The sequence below is a fragment of the Pseudomonas sp. NPDC089406 genome (assembly GCF_044900265.1).
GTDB classification, from domain to species: Bacteria; Pseudomonadota; Gammaproteobacteria; order Pseudomonadales; family Pseudomonadaceae; genus Aquipseudomonas; species Aquipseudomonas fakonensis.
Genome location: NZ_JBJDNC010000034.1, coordinates 26,641 through 42,916, shown reverse-complemented (window position 1 = coordinate 42,916; position 16,276 = coordinate 26,641). Strand labels below are relative to the sequence as shown.

The following is a 16,276-nucleotide window of genomic DNA, read 5'->3' as shown; positions in this document are numbered from 1 at the left end:
GGAGCGGCCTTGTGTCGCGATGGGGCGCGAAGCGGCCCCAGCAATTGTGCATGGAGCCGATATCCAGGGGCTGCTGCGCAGCCCTTTCGCGACACAAGGCCGCTCCTACACGGGCCGTGTCAGGGTCTACAGCGGGCGCCCCGGCTCCAGTGGCACGACCTGCTTCAAACGCTCGCTGGCCGGCACCGGGCGGCCGTACAGGTAACCCTGGAAGTTCGAGCAGCCCTCGGCCATCAGCCGCTCCATCTGCTCAGCCGACTCCACCCCCTCGGCAGTGGTCTTGATCATCAGGCTGTTCGACAGCTCGGTAATGGCGCGGATGATCGACATCGCCTCGCGGCTGTCGCACATGTCGTGGACGAACGACTTGTCGATCTTGATGCGGTCGAACGGGAACGAACGCAGGTAACCCAGCGACGAATACCCCGTACCAAAGTCATCCAGCGAGATCGACACCCCCAGGTCCTTCAACGCCCGCAGCGTGCGCACGTTCTCTTCGCTGTTGCCCAGCAGCACCGACTCGGTGATTTCCAGCTCCAGGCGGCTGGCCGGCAACCCTGAGTCGGACAACGCCAGGGCCACGGTATGCACCAGGCTTGCGTTTTTGAACTGCACCGGCGACAGGTTCACCGACACGGTCTGGTCGGTGCCCCAACTGGCGGCTTCCTGGCAGGCCAGGTTCAGCGCGCGGGCGCCGAGTTCGTGGATCAGCCCGGTCTCCTCGGCGATGGGGATGAAGTCCATCGGCATGATCATGCCGCGCCCCGGGTGCTGCCAGCGCATCAGCGCCTCGTAGCCGGTGACGCTGTTGTTCTGCGGGTCGATCACCGGCTGGTAGTGCAGTTGCAACTGGCCCAGGTGCAGCGCGGTGCGCAGGTCAGTCTCGACCAGCCGGCGCTGGCGCGCGGCGACATCCAGCTCGACGTGGAAGCACTCGAAGCGGTTGCGGCCGTTGCGCTTGGCCTCGTACAGAGCCATGTCGGCGTAACCGAGCAACTGCTCGGCCTGCTCGTGATCGCCCGGGGCGATGGCCACGCCGATGCTCACCCCCACGGTGAACTGGTGGCCTTCGATATGAAACGGCGGGCACATCGCCTCGATCAGGCGCTGGGCGGTGTTGCGCGCGGCGTCGCGGCTGTCCAGGCCAACCAGCACCACGGCGAACTCGTCACCGCCCAGCCGGGCCAGGGTGTCGTGCTCGCGCAGCTCGCGGCGCAGGCGCTTGCCCAGGGCGCGCAGCAGCTTGTCGCCGAAGGCATGGCCGAGGGTGTCGTTGATGTTCTTGAAGTTGTCCAGGTCCAGGCACAGCGCGGCGGTCAGCTTGTCGTTGTCCTCGCCGCGCAGCAGCGCCTGCTTGAGGCGCTCGTGGAACAGCGTGCGGTTGGGCAGGCCGGTCAGCGCGTCGTGGTGGGCCATGTGGTGGATCTGCGCGTGGGCGGCCAGCTCCTCGGTGGCGTCCTCGGCGACGAACAGCACGTAGTCGGCCTGGCCCTCGCGGTTCTGGCAGAGCATGGCGCGGCTGCGCAGGGTGCGCGGGCCGATGGCGGTGTCGACCCGTGTCTCGGCGCCAAAGCCCTTGGCGCTGCGCGCGCCACGGGCCAGTTGCTGCTCGAGGTAGTCGGCAGCGGCCGGGGCCAGGCCCTGGCCTGGCAGCTTGCCGATCATGCTGGCGCCCTGGCCGCCGAACAGGCGCTCGGCCTGCTGGTTGGCCAGCAGAATTTGCCGGGTTTGCAGGTCTTGCACGATCACGCTGGCGGGAATGTTGGCGATCACCGAGTCGAGGAACTGCGACAGGGTGGTCATCTCCTGGCTGTACTGCTCGGCCAGCTCCTTGGCTTTGAGCAGCTCTTGCTGCTGCTGGCGGCGCTCGGAAATGTCGCGGGTGATCTTGGCGAAACCGATCAGCTGGCCGCTCTCTTCGTCGCGGATCGGCTCGATCACCACGCTGGTCCAGAAGTGCGAGCCGTCCTTGCGCTGGCGGATGCCTTCGGCCTGGAAGCGCCCCTCGACCCGCGCGGTGGCAAGGCTGAGCGCCGGCAGGCCGGCCTCACGGTCATCGTCGGTGTAGAACACCGAAAAATGCTGGCCGACGATTTCATCGGTGCGGTAGCCCTTGGCACGCTCGGCCCCGGCGTTCCAGTTGACCACATGGCCGTGGTTGTCGAGCATGTAGATGGCGTAGTCGCGCACGCCCTGCACCAGCATGCGAAAGTGCCGCTCCTGCTCGCGCTGGGCCAGTTGCGCGCGGTATTGCTCGGTGCAGTCGCGGGTGATCTTGGCAAAGCCCACCAGTTGCCCGGCGTCGTCGCGCACCGCCTCGATCACCACATGGGCGCGAAACTGCGAACCATCCTTGCGCAGGCGCCAGCCGTGCTCCTCGAAACGCCCGTTGGCCAGGGCCTGCTCCAGATTTTTGGCCGGCAAACCGGCGGCGCGCTCGTGCTCGGGGTAGAACAGCGAATAGTGCTGGCCGACGATCTCTTCGGCGCTATAGCCCTTGGCCCGCTGCGCCCCGGGGTTCCAGTTGGCGACCATACCTTCGGGGGTGAGCAGGTAGATGGCGTAGTCCGCTACGCTCTGGATCAACAGCCGGTACATCACATCGGGGCTTGCAGCTAGCGACATGGGGTTTACCTGAACACGCGACACGCACGAAAAGGAAAGCATCCGAACCCCCTGTGTCGGGCCGGCCCGGAACCGCGAAATACTGGCATTATGCCGTCTGATGAACGGCTTTTGTGCGCTCTGTCACGAATTTTCCATGCGCGAAGTCAATGCCGGGTGCCACCCACCATGAAGTTGCGCAGCTGCGGCTCATCGCCCAGGGCGATTTCCTCGACCGCCCGTGGCAGCTTGGCCAGCAGCGCCTGGCAAAACGCCACGGCCGGCGCATCGCCGCCGTGGCAGCGCAGCAACCAGTGGTGGTTGCCATCGCCGAGAAACTGCCCGGCCACGGCGCTGCCCACGCCTTGGCGGCGAAAGCGCTTGAGGATGAACAGGTCGGCCAGCTCCAGGGCGTCGATGCCCGGCAGCTCGCTGCGCTCGATCAGCACGAAGCCTGCGATGAAGTCATCGACCAGCACCAGGTAGGCGCCCCAACCGGGCGACTGCCAGTAGCGCTGCAGGTGCGGCTCGTGGATGTAGAAACGCCCCTCCACATCGACGTCCTCCTGCTCGAGGTCCGAGCCTTCGTAGGCGTAGAACTGGTAGAGGTTGCGGATCAAATCCGCCTGCTCGGGGGTGGTCTTGAGCAGTTCGATGGGGGCTGGCATGGCGGGCTCGGGCAAGTGGCGGGGGCACGATTGTAGCGCTGCGGCTGCGCCCCACCAAGCGGCTGCTCCCCACCAAAGGGCAGGCGGTCAGGCGCCCGGCAGCGCCGCCAGAGCATCGATTTCGACCAGCATGCCGTCCAGTGCCAGGCGCGGTACCGGGATCAGCGTGCAGGTCGGGGCCATGGCGCCGGCCCAGGCCTGGTTGGCAAGTGCAGTCCACTGCTGCAGGCGGGCCTGGCTGTGGTCGACGATCAGCAGGGTGAGCTTGTACACATCGGCCAGTGTTGCGCCCCTGGCCGCAAGCGCGGTCTGCAGGTTGGCCAGGGCCTGGCGCGCCTGGGCCTGGAAATCGGCCGGCAGTTGCCCGCTGGCGTCTTCGCCGCCCTGCCCGGCGATGGACAGCAAGCGGCTGCCGGCGCGCACCTCGGCGACATGGGAATAGGCATTGGGGCTTGGGTCGTAGAGCCCTTCGGGGTTGTACAGGGTGAAGGCGGCGGGTGGGGTCATGCGGGCGCTCCATCGGATGAAAGAGCGCCGAGTATCAAACCTTGGGTTAACTCAAGGTCAAGGGGTGGGTCACTTTTCCTGCAGCACCGCCCGCCCCTTCACCGCCCGTGGCCCGCGCCAGGCCCAGAACAGCAGGCCGGGGAACGGTGCGTAGACGACGAACACCACCCACAGCATCTTGCGCTCGGCGCGCCGGTCGCTGCCGATGATCTGCCAGATGGCGCAGATCTCCAGGGCAATGACCACCAGGGCGACGAAAAGCCAGATCGTTCCGATTTCCATGAGCACTCTCCCGTTGGCATGTACAGGGTTGGGTTGTGCTGCGGGGCAAGGGTTCAAACCGATTGCGTTGTGGCAGGTACCGGTTCACAGGTGCGCAAGACGCCCTGTAGGAGCGGCCTTGTGTCGCGATGGGCTGCGTAGCAGGCCCGGCTTTCTTGCATGAAGCCGAGATCTTGGGGCCGCTTCGCGCCCCATCGCGACACAAGGCCGCTCCTACAAGCCCCTGCTGCAATATTCTTCAATACCGCCCAACCCCACCCCCAACACACTGCGGCTTTCCCTGCACAAGAAAGCCCCCCCAATGGAACAATTTCTGCTCATCGCCGCCGCGCACTTCCTCGCCCTGCTCTCCCCCGGCCCTGACTTCTTCCTGGTTGCCCGCACCTCGGCCAACGCCGGTTGGCGCGTGGCCAGCGGCGCCTGCCTGGGCATTGCCCTGGCCAACGGCGCGTTCATTTGCGCGGCATTCACCGGGGTGTCGATCTTGCGTGACGGCAGCGCGCTGTTCATCGCCCTGCAGTTGGCCGGCTGCGCCTACCTGCTGTACATCGGCCAGTTGTTCTTGCGCCACGCCGGGCGCAGCAGCCTCACCCAGGCCGGCGCCGGCACGACCGCCAGCGGCTGGCTGGCGAGCCTGGGCATGGGCTTCGCCTCGGGCGTACTCAACCCGAAAAACGCGCTGTTCTACGCCAGCCTGGCCAGCCTGGTGGCCGCCAGCCCCGCATGGCTGAAGCTGGTGTATGGCAGCTGGATGTTCACCGCAGTGCTGGCCTGGGACCTGCTGGTGGCACTGGCCATCGGCAATCAGCGAGTGTTGCGCCGCTTCGGTGAGGTGCTGCCCTGGCTTGAGCGGGCATCCGGGGTGCTGTTGATGCTGCTGGCCGGCGGCATGCTCACGCGCCTTGCGCTGGGCTGAGCACTTGCAGGGTCGCGAGGTCGAGCAGGCTGAAGCAGCCGCTGCTCCAACCGCCGGTGTCCAAGTGCCAGACGTTACCCAGCACTTTCACCGCCAGCACCGGGGTATGCCCCACCAGCACGGCGCGCACGCCCTCGACCGGCGTAGTGTCGCCTTCTTTCAGGCGCCGCCGCGACCACTGGCAAACCTCCCGCGCGGCCGGGTCGTCGTCGTACAGCAGGCTGTCGCGCAGTTGCTCCCAACTGCTGAACGGGCTGTCGGCATGCAGCAGGCCCACCGACCCGTCGGGCGTGTCCACCTCCAATGCGATGGGCATGTTCATAAAGGCTTCAACGAAGGGCTCTTGCTGGTCTGTGGGCAGGTCGAGAAACCAGCCGCCCCCGGCCGCGCGGTACATGGCAAGGTCCACCCGGCCACCGTGCAGGTGGCTGATGGCGAGCGACTCGTGGTTGCCCTGCACCGCGTGGAACCACGGCTGGGCCAGCCAGTGCAGGGCCTCGGGGCTGTGCGGCCCGCGGTCGACCAGGTCGCCCACGCTGAACAGGCGGTCGACGGCCGGGTCGAAGCCGACGCTGTCCAGGCACGCCTGCAAGCGCCGGAAATGCCCGTGAATATCCCCCACGGCCAGGTCGCGGCCGTGGGTGTTGGCGGCTATGCGCCGAAAGCGGCTCATTGCATGGTTCCTCTGCGGCGGCCCCGGCACAGGGGTAAAATGGCAGGGCAAACCGACTCACCCGGAGGTGCATCATGCGTACTGCCCTGGCCTGTGCCGTACTGATGGTGCTGGCATTCGACAGCATGGCACAGGGGACCCCGACCGCACAGGTCGAGGTGCATTTCGACCACCCCGAACACTTTCGCGACGCCAGCCTGCGCGGCCCGGGCTACCAGCGTGGCGCCGATGCCGAGGTAATGAAGGTGCTCACCGCACACCTGCAGAAACTCGGCCAGCGTTACCTGCACCCTGGCCAGCAACTGCTCATCGACATCCGCGACATCGACCTGGCCGGGCGCTACGAGCCCTGGCAGCAGCAGGCCTACGACGTGCGCTTCATGCGCGAGATCACCTGGCCGGCCATCGACCTCAGCTACAGCCTGACCCAGCCCGGCCAGCCGGTGCAAAAGGCCGACGAGCACCTGAGCGACAAGATGTACCTGAGCCGCCCCGGCCGCCTGGGCAGCAGCGACCGCCTGTTCGCCGAAAAGGCCATGCTCGATGACTGGTTCCGCCTGCGCTTCGCCAGCCCGTCGGTGCCCTGATCAGCCGCGCAGGCGGCGCAGGGCGATGGGCGCAATCAGCCGGTGGAACGGCGCCACCGGCAGCATGTACAAGCGCCCCAGCAGGTTGTGGGTGCGCACCACGGTGCTGACCAGCACCTGGCACTGGCCGTCGGCGCCCACCCGGCGCAGCAGCGCGATATGCACGTCCAGGTGGCGGTCGCAGTCGGCCAGCAGCACTTCCTGCTCGGTGTTGGCCAGCAAGGTGAAGATGCCCACCCGCTCGCCGGGCTGATAGCTGGCCGGCGCGCGGGCCGGGTCGATGGCGGTGAGGCGGCCTAAGTCCTTGAGCCCCAGCCGGCTTACCAGGCGGTTGCGCAGCACCATCAGGTTATCGATCCAGCCCGGCATGGCGCCCATCAAGCGCAAAAAATAGCCCATGGCAGGCTGCCCGCAGCTGTCCAGGTTGATCGCCCGGCAGTGGCGAAAACCGGCTTGGGCGGTGTAGGGGGCGATCAGCGAATCGCCGGGAATGGCCGTGGTGTAGGTCATTGCGGTCTCCATCCATGGAATCGGTGAGTTGCTGCTGGTGAAGGCAAAGCCTGCGATTGTATCCTCCACCCATACACCCGCACCAAGGATGGAATACCGTGAAGCTCTGCGCCGTACAACTGGCCTCGCGCAAAGGCGACCTGGCCGGCAACCTGCACCGCCACCTGCAAGCCATCGAACAGGCCGCCGCCCTGGGCGCCGAGCTGGTGGTATTCCCCGAATTGTCCCTGAGTGGCTACGAGCCCACGCTGGCCCGGCAACTGGCCACCCCGGCCGACGCCGCGCTGCTGGCGCCTTTGCAAGCGGCGTGCGACCGGCTCGGGGTCCTGGCGGCCATCGGCCTGCCCCTGCCGGCGGTGGGCGGCGTGCGTATCGGCATGCTGGTGCTGCGCCCGGGCTTGCCGGCACTGAGCTACGCCAAGCAACGCTTGCACGCCGATGAGTTCGACTACTTCATACCCGGCGACAAGTCGCTGGTGTTCAGCGCAGGCGAACTGCAGCTGGCCCCGGCCATCTGCTACGAGTCGATGTTCATCGAGCACGCCGCCCGCGCCCGGGCACAAGGCGCGCAGCTGTACCTGGTAAGCGTGGTCAAGACCGCCAAAGGCATCGGCGAAGGCTTCGAGCACTACCCCGAGGTGGCGCGGCAACTGCAAATGCCGGTGCTGATGAGCAACAGCGTGGGCCCGGCCGACAACTTCGTCAGCGCCGGCGAGTCGGCGGCCTGGGATGCCAGCGGCCAGTTGCTGGCAAACCTCGACGACCAGCGCGAAGGCCTGCTGCTGCTCGATACCACCCGCAACAGCGCCCAGGCCCACCCGCTGGTGCTCACGCCATGAAGTACCTGCTGGTGGCCCTGGCCAGCTACGCCGGGGTGTATTACCTGGTGGGGCTGCTGATTCGCGGGCAGTTGGCCGACGTTGCCGAGGGGCTGCGCCATCGCCCCGACGCGCCGCCGCCGGGCCAGTACCTGCGCGAAGTGCAAAGCCATGCCCGGCGTACTCACCTGCGCTACAGCCTGTTCGCCGGCACGCTGCTGGCTGCGGTGCTGGTGCTGCTGTGTGCCTGGTTGGGCTGAGCGGCTTAAAGGTCCAGCGCCAGGCTTTGGCGCCCTTCCAGCGCCAGCAAGTACTGCTTGGCCGGCAAGCCGCCGGCAAACCCGGTGAGGCTGCCCGAGGCGCCGATCACCCGGTGGCACGGGGCGATGATCGAGATCGGGTTGCGCCCGTTGGCCGCGCCCACCGCACGCACCGCGTCCGGGTTGCCGATTTGCCGGGCGATATCGCTGTAGCTGCGGGTTTCGCCGAAGGGGATGGTCAGCAGCGCCGCCCACACCTGGCGCTGGAACTCGGTGCCGACAAAATCCAGTGCCAGTTCGAACTGGCGGCGCTCACCGACGAAGTACTCGCCCAGTTGCCGGGCAGTGTCGCGCAGCGTCGGGTGATCGTCATCGCGGTGCAGCTCGCCCAGGCGCACACGGTTCTCCCGTTCATGCTCCCACAGCACGGCCGCCAGGCTGTCGCCGCGCGCCACCAGGGTGAGGACACCGACCGGCGATTGCATCAGGGTGAAGGCGCAGGCCATGGCAGGCTCCGTTGCAAGTGATAATGGGCGCACTTTAACCACCCTGCCCGCCTGCCGCACCCGCTTTCTTGCTCAAGCATCGCGCCAGCGGGCCAGCAGGCGCTGGGCATTCTCGTCGCAGTCCATGCCCGCAGGCTTGCCCTCGATACCGGCGATCAGCTCCAGCAGGTGCAGACGGTTTTGCGCAAGGCGCTGCTGCAGGGTTTCGATTTCCACCACCTTGGCCTTGAGGCTGGCCAGCAGCCGGTCGTGCCGCGGGCTGCCTGCGGCGCGGTCCTGGCTCAGCTCGCGCATCTCTTCAAGGCTAAAGCCGGCCTGCTGGCCGCAGGTGATAATTTCCAAGCGCTGCACCGCCTCTTCGGGGTAGTCGCGGTAGCCATTGCCCAGGCGGCGGGCCTCGATCAACCCGCTGGCTTCGTAGAAGCGAATACGCGAAGCACTCAAACCCGTGCGTCGGGCCAGTTCACCGATTTTCATCTTGTTTGCTCAATCTCTATTGACCTTAAGGTTTACTTTAACCTTAGCCTTCTTCGCATCCCAGCCGCGCAGTCACCTTGCCGACGCGCGGCACTCGATACGGAGAACCCCCATGCACGCCTTCCAGCCCCTTCAGTTGCCCAACGGCAGCCAGATACCCAATCGCATCGCCAAGGCGGCGATGGAGGAGAACCTGGCCAACCCCGACCAGACCCCGTCCGATGAACTGCTGCGCCTGTACCAGGCCTGGGCCGACGGCGGCGCCGGCCTGCTGCTGACCGGCAACGTGATGATCGACCCCCGGGCGATGACCGGCCCTGGCGGGGTGATGCTCGATGACAGCCAGCCGCTGCAGCGCTTTGCGCAGTGGGCACGCATCGGCCGCAGCCGTGGGGCGCAGTTCTGGATGCAGATCAACCACCCGGGCCGGCAAATGCAGGCCAGCCTTGGCCAGCCCACAGTGGCGCCCTCGGCAGTGGCCCTGGACATGGCCGGGCTGTCGAAGCTGTTCGCCGCACCCCGGGCACTGACCGAAGACGAAATCGCCGGGATTATCCAGCGCTTCGCCCGCACCGCCGCGCTGGCCGAGCAGGCCGGCTTCAGCGGCGTGCAGGTGCATGCCGCCCACGGCTACCTGCTCAGCCAGTTTCTTTCGCCGCTGAGCAACCAGCGCCAGGACCGCTGGGGCGGCAGCCTGGCAAACCGCGCGCGCCTGCTGCTGGAGGTGGTCAAGGCCGTACGCGGCGCCGTGTCGCCGGGGTTCAGCGTGGCGGTGAAGCTCAACTCGGCAGACTTTCAGCGCGGCGGCTTCGAGCCGGCCGACGCCCGCCAGGTGGTGCTGTGGCTGAACGAGCTGGCGGTGGACCTGGTAGAGCTCAGTGGCGGCAGCTACGAGGCACCGGCCATGCAGGGCGAGGCCCGCGATGGCCGCACCCTGGCCCGGGAAGCCTACTTTCTGGAATTCGCCCAGGACATCGCCACCCTCGCGCGCATGCCAGTGATGGTCACTGGCGGCATCCGCCGCTTGCCGGTGGTGGAGCAAGTGCTGGCAAGCGGCGTGGCCATGGCCGGCATTGCCACGGCGCTGGCGGTCGACCCCGCCCTGCCCCGGCGCTGGCAGCAAGGTGAAGCCGGCGCCAGCGCCGAGCTGCCGCCGATTCGCTGGAAGCGCAAGGCGTTCGCTGCGCTGGCGTACATGGCGTTGGTGAAGTTGCAGATGCGCCGCTTGGCTGCAGGTGCGCAACCCAAACCCGGCGCATCGCCACTGCGGGCGCTGGTGCTGGAGCAATGCAGCGCGCTGCGCCGTACCCGCCGTTACAAGCAGATGATGGCGCAAAAGCCGCTATAAGCTGCCAATGCGCCCCTCTGTAGGAGCTGGCTTGCCAGCGATGAGGCCGGCCCTGCAACCGCAGGGGCTTGTGCCGGCCCCATCGCCGGCAAGCCGGCTCCTACAGGGGGCCAGCCCTTCAGGTCCTTGAGCACATCAACGCCGCATCCAGCAACCGCCCATGGTCATACCAGGCGTCGCGCTGATAGGCCATGTACCGGCCGCCCGAAAACTGCACCAAGCCATCGGCCTTGTTCGGGTCGGTACTGGTCACGAACAGCGCCGGGCCATCCTGGCCCTGGACCGTATAAGTCTGCGTACTGGCAGGCAGCTCACCCTTCACGCACCCCAGGTACGCGTCCGGGCTTTTGGCCGTGGTGCCATAGGTATTGTCATGCCCCGCACGAATGTCCGGGTCGTGGGCGCAGCCGGCCAGCAGGCCGACGGCAATGGCCAGCAGGGCCGGTTTGATCAGGCGATACATACGAGCCTCCGAGCCCCCATCAGAAAACCTGCACGGTGAACGCTACGGACAACCCTTTTTAGTAGTGTGCTTACGGTTTACCAGCTTAGCCCCGAACCCGCTCCACTGTGGCACCATGCTGGCACCTGGCCGGACGAGCGGCCTGATGCAAGGACGACCATGGACGGGTTACTGGAAGATATCGTGCGCTTTTGCCTGCCACCGTTGGTGCTGCTGGCGATGTTCTGGGGCGCTACTTACGAGCGCAACCGCTGGCATGCCGGCTTTTTGAAGGACTTCGCGGCCGCGTTGGCCAAGCTGGGCATCCACCGCCACGTGCTGATCATCGACAAGCAACTGAACCCACTGACCCACCGCACTGGCGAGGTTTACCGGATCTTCCACGACGGCCAGGGCAGCTACTACCTGTACACCAAGATCGGCAACGCCGACGGCGTGCTCAAGGCGCTGACCCGGGAGCGGGCGCAGTTGGCCATCGAGACCTGCGGCTATCCGCTGGTCAGCCCGGCAGACGGCGCGCCCAGAACAGGCGCTTAATGGTCGGTGCACTTATCGACGCGCGCCGGTGAGGTATACCGCCATGAAACGCCTGCACAAACTCACCCAGCAGCGGCGTCGGCAGTTGCATGTGCATATGCCGCCTAGTGGGTTGACCCTGACTGCATACGAAGCACGCCCCGCCCAGCCCCTACTGCTCCCGCCCCGGCCAGTCGACAAAGCGGCGCAATACCCGGCCAACGACCCGGTAAGCATTGCCAGGCAGCAGGTGCATTCGCTGCTTTAAGTCTTGCTGCCTGTCTGAAAGCCAGCGCGCGCCTTGTAGGAGCGGGCTTGCCCGCGATGCAACGTTTGATGAGGGTCCTTCCTGCGAAGTGGGCCGGGAAAGCGCACTTTGATTTTGTAGCGCCGGTTGATCATCATGCGAGCACTCAACTGGACACAGCGTTTGGATCAAGGAACGATGCCCGGCCTTATTGCACTACGAATCTGTCTCACACTCGGCGCGCTCATCGGGCTTTTGCCCGTCACCATTCTGTTCATCTATGGCTTGATCGCACTCTTTGTACCGACCATGGACATGCCATGGCAGGGAGTACTCAGCGTACTGGGTATGGTTGGCGTATCAGCTTTCGGCTTGTGGACGGGCTGGAAAACCTACGGGCGAGCCATGGCCGAACGGCCGTCACCGGCCAGGCGGTGGTTGTTGCTGACCGGCGCCTTGCTCAGCACCACTTGGGGGGTGGCCATTGGTGCCTTCTTGTGGAAAGGCCTTCCAACACCCCTTCTCTTTTTCATGAGCCCCGGTGTGACATCGTGCCTGATGCTTGCAGTGGTTTATTGGCGAACGTCGAAAACTCAAGCGCAGCACACAGTGAATCAACCCTGACCCTGCTGGCCGCCCGGGCCCTGTGTGGCCGCAACTTCGGCAGCACGCCGTCGGGTCACCCGGGCGCCCTGGCCAAGCAGCACGAAGCCAAGCAGCAAAAGTTCGATGGAGGTATAACCGAGTGCCGCCCTGCCGGGCACACCCATGAAAGTGGCTATGGCACCCAAGGCGACCATGATGGTGCCCACAACGTATAGCGGTCTGGCTGTCCTGCCCATGATCAACATCCTGTTTGAACGCCTTGTTTTAACACAAGAGCCGGTCGGCATGGCGCGCCATCGGCCCCAAGCGTTGGGCAACCCGGGAATATTTGTAAACCAAGCCTCAATGCTGTTCGGGTACTGAACTTGAAAGGCCAAGCCCTTGTCATGGGCAGCCCTAATCAGCCTGCAAGGAAGTAAATGCTGATGAGCCGCCTCCTTCACCCGATAAGCATCGTTGCAAAACCTCTGCGTCAACAACTCGCACTGCCCCTGCTGCTTGCGCCGGCCCAGAAATTCCAGGTCCTCAGCAATCACTTGTAGCGAAATGCCTTCAGCAGCTCCTTCGAGGTCTCCAGAGTTCAGGAATTGAACGGGCAGTGATAGCATCGAGCCACCTATTTCGGCGCTGAGTGCTTCTATGGCTAGTGTTTTCGTTATACGGATTCCGGGCTGGAGAACGTTCGTTTTCACCTTCCCGGAAAACTGGGCCCCTTACCATTTGAAACACTGGTTTCGCCGAACCCTTCGTTCTCGACTGTTTCAGCAGATTGAACTCGGTAACGACCAGGCCGCATTGCAACTGGCGCGCCCCTGGAGGCTGCGTTATTTGCGTGGTGAATGGGGAGAAACCGCGCTGAAGTGTGCGATCAGCCACAGGCGCTCGCAGTTGGCCGCAGAGCTTGTGCGACTGGGCGCAGCGAATGCTGGGGATGGGACGTTGGCCAGTGCGGCGATGAGTGGTGACCTGATCGTGGTCGACGCGCTGTTATCGGCAGGGAAGAACCCCGACGAGCCCATTGAGGGCCCGACCTATCAGGGGATGACACCTTTGATGTGGGCAACCAACAGATGCCATCCGCACATCATGGAGCGCCTGTTGCTGGCCGGGGCCGATATCAATGCTGTCGACAATCACGGGCATTCGGTGGCGAGTTTTGTGACTAACCTGGGTGGTACTTCTCTGGAAGCACTGACGGTGTTACTGCGCCACAAACCCGAAATCCTCTGGACTGAGATGTGGGGCGGAATTGATGCCTTGAATGCTGTGCGCCGTTATCGGGAAAACCGGGATCCGGAAGCGCGCCAATTCATGATTCGCAAGTTTCCCAGGTTAGACATGGACGCGTATTTGGATAACAGCAACTGATTGTTCAGTGATGCATCACGGGAGTTGCGGCTCAGGCTTAAATTGGTAGCCAGCCGCAGGCCCTGCACATGGGGCGTGGGCAAGTGGATGCGGCACCAGGTGCCGGCGCCTGGCGAAATCAGACGTATGAAATGTTATCAGGGCGCAGATTTCGGTTATGTCCACCCACATTCGGTTGCGCGAGAGAACAATGTCAAGAATCTGGCCTACATGTTTAAGCGCAACGAGCGTAGCCGGGCTGGCGGTCGTGCTGTCCGGTTGTACGCTGGAACCTGCCTTTTTATATGAACTCAAAGTTCAGAATGAACTGGGTGTGCCGGTCAGTTACTGCCATAGTGCGGACCCGGCATCATGCACTGTCGTCATTCCCAGCGGTCAAACGCATGATGGGTACTTCTTGACGCATTCGCGCGTCAGGGCAGCGGACGAGGCGTTCCAGTTGTTCGATCTTCGGGCGATCAGCATCTGTGGCAGGCTGATAGGGGTAAACGACATTCGGGCCATGTCGCCGGTCATCAGGAACAGCGACACGGCGTACCGGATCGTATTGGACGATAGGGTGGGCAAGGTCTGTCGTCCAGCTGGCGATAGCTGAGCCCTCGGCTAGGGAGCGGTACACCGGCTGGAGCTTACTGACTGCACAGCCGTGAGCCGCACTTGTGCCCCAAGGCCCAGCCGATGGCCACTCTTCGACGCATGGCGCCCAAATCCACCACCCAGCAAGCCCTTTTGTGCCCCACCCAAGCAAAGGCAGGCTGTGGTTCAACGCACCAAGTGATACACTGCGCCCCTTCAAATCAGCGCCCAAGCCGCTGAACCGCCATGAACGCCGTCAGTACGCCACCCGCCACACCCGCGCAACCCTGAGCCAGATGCCTTGGATGAACCCTGTGTTCATCGCGAGCCTGCTCGGCCACTGCGTCGAGATGTCGCCCTGTGCCTAACGCGAAATGGATCAGCGCCTCCTCGGACAGAAAGGCGCTCAAGAAGCTGCCGCCCCGCGTCGCATTGGCCCACAACCGGCCCAATGCTGACGAGAAGGCCTACATACACCTCTGGAACCCCCGCAGGACAAGCACTTGATTTCTACCGCCAACATCACCATGCAGTTCGGCTCCAAGCCGCTGTTCGAGAACGTCTCGGTCAAATTCAACAACGGCAACCGCTACGGCCTGATCGGCGCCAACGGTTGCGGCAAGTCGACCTTCATGAAGATCCTCGGCGGCGACCTGGAGCCGTCCGGCGGCCAGGTGATGCTCGAGCCGAACACCCGCCTGGGTAAACTGCGCCAGGACCAGTTCGCCTATGAAGCCTTCACCGTGATCGACACCGTGATCATGGGCCACGCCCAGCTGTGGCAGGTCAAGGCCGAGCGCGACCGCATCTACTCGCTGCCGGAAATGACCGAAGAAGACGGCATGGCAGTGGCAGAGCTGGAAACCGAATTCGCCGAAATGGACGGCTACACCGCCGAATCCCGCGCCGGCGAACTGCTGCTGGGCCTGGGTATCCCGCTGGAGCAGCACTTCGGCCCGATGAGCGAAGTGGCCCCAGGCTGGAAGCTGCGCGTGCTGCTGGCCCAGGCGCTGTTCTCGGACCCGGACGTGCTGCTGCTGGACGAACCGACCAACCACCTGGACATCAACACCATCCGCTGGCTGGAAACGATCCTCACGGCGCGTAACAGCACCATGATCATCATTTCCCACGACCGTCACTTCCTCAACAGCGTCTGCACCCACATGGCCGACCTGGACTACGGCGAGCTGCGCCTGTTCCCAGGCAACTACGACGAGTACATGACCGCGGCCACCCAGTCGCGCGAGCAGTTGCTGTCGGACAACGCCAAGAAAAAGGCCCAGATCGCCGAGCTGCAGACCTTCGTCAGCCGCTTCTCGGCCAACGCCTCGAAAGCCAAGCAGGCCACCTCGCGGGCCAAGCAGATCGACAAGATCCAGCTGGCCGAGGTCAAGCCGTCCAGCCGCGTCAGCCCGTTCATCCGCTTCGAGCAGACGAAAAAGCTGCACCGTCAGGCGGTGATCGTCGACAAGATGGCCAAGGCCTTCGACGACAAGGTGCTGTTCAAGGACTTCAGCTTCACCATCGAAGCCGGCGAGCGCGTGGCCATCATCGGCCCCAACGGCATCGGCAAGACCACCCTGCTGCGCACCCTGGTCGGTGAAATGACCCCGGACAAGGGCGAAGTGAAGTGGACCGACAGCGCCGAAGTGGGCTACTACGCCCAGGACCACGCCCACGACTTCGAAGACGACGTGACCCTGTTCGACTGGATGGGCCAGTGGACCAGCGGCGAGCAGGTGATCCGCGGCACGCTGGGGCGCATGCTGTTCTCCAACGACGAGATCCTCAAGTCGGTGAAGGTGATTTCCGGTGGTGAGCAAGGCCGCATGCTGTTCGGCAAGCTGATCCTGCAAAAGCCCAACGTGCTGGTGATGGACGAGCCGACCAACCACCTGGACATGGAATCGATCGAGGCGCTGAACCTGGCGCTGGAAAACTACCCAGGCACCCTGCTGTTCGTCAGCCACGACCGTGAATTCGTGTCGTCGCTGGCCACCCGCATCATCGAGCTGACCGCCGATGGCGTGGTGGACTTCAGCGGTACCTACGACGATTACCTGCGCAGCCAGGGCGTCGTGGTCTGACCTGAGGCCAGCCATCGCGGGGCAAGCCCGCTCCCACAGGGGTATCGACAACCTGTAGGAGCCGGCTTGCCGGCGATCACCGGCAACGCCGGTGCCATCCATTGCCTGTGACGGCCTCATCGCCGGCAAGCCGGCTCCTACAGATCACCGATGCCTGGCACCACCCGACGAATAATTCGTTAGCCTGCTTTCTTTTACGCCGCACAACGGCCATGATTGCCCGTACGCCCAACCGCCTACCCCGCGAACGAGCC

General features: G+C 64.7%; 18 protein-coding genes. 8 read left to right on the top strand and 10 right to left on the bottom strand.

Annotated elements, in window-relative coordinates:
- Window positions 1-126: 126 nt before the first annotated feature.
- The 4 genes from ACI2KK_RS21765 to ACI2KK_RS21750 all read right to left on the bottom strand — a co-directional run bounded on the left by ACI2KK_RS21765 (window position 127) and on the right by ACI2KK_RS21750 (window position 4,061).
- On the bottom strand, window positions 127-2,625 hold the full coding sequence (locus ACI2KK_RS21765) for an EAL domain-containing protein (protein WP_404670542.1): 2,499 nt from the start codon (window positions 2,623-2,625) through the stop codon (window positions 127-129).
- A 146-nt stretch (window positions 2,626-2,771) separates the two neighbouring features.
- Complete coding sequence (locus ACI2KK_RS21760; protein WP_404670541.1) at window positions 2,772-3,272, bottom strand: GNAT family N-acetyltransferase; 501 nt, start codon at window positions 3,270-3,272, stop codon at window positions 2,772-2,774.
- A gap of 87 nt (window positions 3,273-3,359) precedes the next feature.
- On the bottom strand, window positions 3,360-3,779 hold the full coding sequence (locus tag ACI2KK_RS21755; RefSeq protein ID WP_404670540.1) for a RidA family protein: 420 nt from the start codon (window positions 3,777-3,779) through the stop codon (window positions 3,360-3,362).
- 69 nt (window positions 3,780-3,848) lie between these two features.
- Window positions 3,849-4,061: a PLDc N-terminal domain-containing protein gene (locus ACI2KK_RS21750; RefSeq protein WP_217838935.1), complete on the bottom strand. Its 213-nt coding sequence runs from the start codon at window positions 4,059-4,061 to the stop codon at window positions 3,849-3,851.
- 301 nt (window positions 4,062-4,362) lie between these two features.
- Here ACI2KK_RS21750 and ACI2KK_RS21745 point away from each other — a divergent pair, with 301 nt between their 5' ends.
- Window positions 4,363-4,977 carry a LysE family translocator gene (locus ACI2KK_RS21745; protein ID WP_404670539.1) on the top strand — a complete coding sequence of 205 codons (615 nt, stop codon included), beginning with the start codon at window positions 4,363-4,365 and terminating at the stop codon, window positions 4,975-4,977.
- Here ACI2KK_RS21745 and ACI2KK_RS21740 read toward each other — a convergent pair.
- Window positions 4,955-5,650, bottom strand: a complete 696-nt coding sequence (locus tag ACI2KK_RS21740; RefSeq protein ID WP_404670538.1) for a metallophosphoesterase — start codon at window positions 5,648-5,650, stop codon at window positions 4,955-4,957. The two genes, ACI2KK_RS21745 and ACI2KK_RS21740, sit on opposite strands and share 23 nt — an antisense overlap.
- Before the next feature lie 74 nt (window positions 5,651-5,724).
- Between ACI2KK_RS21740 and ACI2KK_RS21735 the strand changes: the two genes are divergently transcribed.
- Window positions 5,725-6,237 (top strand): DUF3016 domain-containing protein, encoded by a 513-nt coding sequence (locus ACI2KK_RS21735; protein WP_404670537.1) that lies wholly within the window; start codon window positions 5,725-5,727, stop codon window positions 6,235-6,237.
- Here ACI2KK_RS21735 and ACI2KK_RS21730 read toward each other — a convergent pair whose 3' ends face one another.
- On the bottom strand, window positions 6,238-6,747 hold the full coding sequence (locus ACI2KK_RS21730) for a DUF2867 domain-containing protein (RefSeq protein ID WP_404670536.1): 510 nt from the start codon (window positions 6,745-6,747) through the stop codon (window positions 6,238-6,240).
- Between the two features lie 98 nt (window positions 6,748-6,845).
- Between ACI2KK_RS21730 and ACI2KK_RS21725 the strand changes: the two genes are divergently transcribed.
- Together ACI2KK_RS21725 and ACI2KK_RS21720 are read left to right on the top strand one after the other, a co-directional pair.
- The gene (locus ACI2KK_RS21725; protein WP_404670535.1) at window positions 6,846-7,586 is read left to right on the top strand and encodes a carbon-nitrogen hydrolase family protein; all 741 of its coding nucleotides are present in this window, start codon (window positions 6,846-6,848) and stop codon (window positions 7,584-7,586) included.
- Entirely contained in the window at window positions 7,583-7,825 is a 243-nt protein-coding gene (locus ACI2KK_RS21720; RefSeq protein ID WP_404670534.1) for a hypothetical protein, read from the top strand. Before ACI2KK_RS21725 ends, ACI2KK_RS21720 begins: the two co-directional genes overlap by 4 nt.
- 5 nt (window positions 7,826-7,830) lie before the next feature.
- Here ACI2KK_RS21720 and ACI2KK_RS21715 read toward each other — a convergent pair whose 3' ends face one another.
- Together ACI2KK_RS21715 and ACI2KK_RS21710 are read right to left on the bottom strand one after the other, a co-directional pair.
- Entirely contained in the window at window positions 7,831-8,331 is a 501-nt protein-coding gene (locus tag ACI2KK_RS21715; protein ID WP_404670533.1) for a methylated-DNA--[protein]-cysteine S-methyltransferase, read from the bottom strand.
- Window positions 8,332-8,403: 72 nt separating this feature from the next.
- Entirely contained in the window at window positions 8,404-8,808 is a 405-nt protein-coding gene (locus tag ACI2KK_RS21710; RefSeq protein ID WP_369991368.1) for a MerR family transcriptional regulator, read from the bottom strand.
- 112 nt (window positions 8,809-8,920) lie between these two features.
- On the opposite strand from ACI2KK_RS21710, the gene ACI2KK_RS21705 reads away from it, so the two are divergent.
- Entirely contained in the window at window positions 8,921-10,156 is a 1,236-nt protein-coding gene (locus ACI2KK_RS21705; RefSeq protein WP_404670532.1) for an NADH:flavin oxidoreductase/NADH oxidase family protein, read from the top strand.
- Between the two features lie 118 nt (window positions 10,157-10,274).
- Here the strand turns inward: ACI2KK_RS21705 and ACI2KK_RS21700 are convergent, their stop codons facing one another.
- Complete coding sequence (locus ACI2KK_RS21700) at window positions 10,275-10,619, bottom strand: hypothetical protein (protein ID WP_404670531.1); 345 nt, start codon at window positions 10,617-10,619, stop codon at window positions 10,275-10,277.
- A 159-nt stretch (window positions 10,620-10,778) separates the two neighbouring features.
- Here ACI2KK_RS21700 and ACI2KK_RS21695 point away from each other — a divergent pair, with 159 nt between their 5' ends.
- Window positions 10,779-11,156 (top strand): hypothetical protein, encoded by a 378-nt coding sequence (locus tag ACI2KK_RS21695; protein WP_404670530.1) that lies wholly within the window; start codon window positions 10,779-10,781, stop codon window positions 11,154-11,156.
- Between the two features lie 840 nt (window positions 11,157-11,996).
- Here ACI2KK_RS21695 and ACI2KK_RS21690 read toward each other — a convergent pair.
- Window positions 11,997-12,596 (bottom strand): hypothetical protein, encoded by a 600-nt coding sequence (locus ACI2KK_RS21690; RefSeq protein ID WP_404670529.1) that lies wholly within the window; start codon window positions 12,594-12,596, stop codon window positions 11,997-11,999.
- A gap of 31 nt (window positions 12,597-12,627) precedes the next feature.
- Here ACI2KK_RS21690 and ACI2KK_RS21685 point away from each other — a divergent pair, with 31 nt between their 5' ends.
- Both ACI2KK_RS21685 and ACI2KK_RS21680 read left to right on the top strand, forming a co-directional pair.
- Window positions 12,628-13,356 (top strand): ankyrin repeat domain-containing protein, encoded by a 729-nt coding sequence (locus ACI2KK_RS21685; protein WP_404670528.1) that lies wholly within the window; start codon window positions 12,628-12,630, stop codon window positions 13,354-13,356.
- Between the two features lie 1,079 nt (window positions 13,357-14,435).
- Entirely contained in the window at window positions 14,436-16,022 is a 1,587-nt protein-coding gene (locus tag ACI2KK_RS21680) for an ABC-F family ATPase (RefSeq protein ID WP_217838948.1), read from the top strand.
- Window positions 16,023-16,276 lie beyond the last annotated feature (254 nt).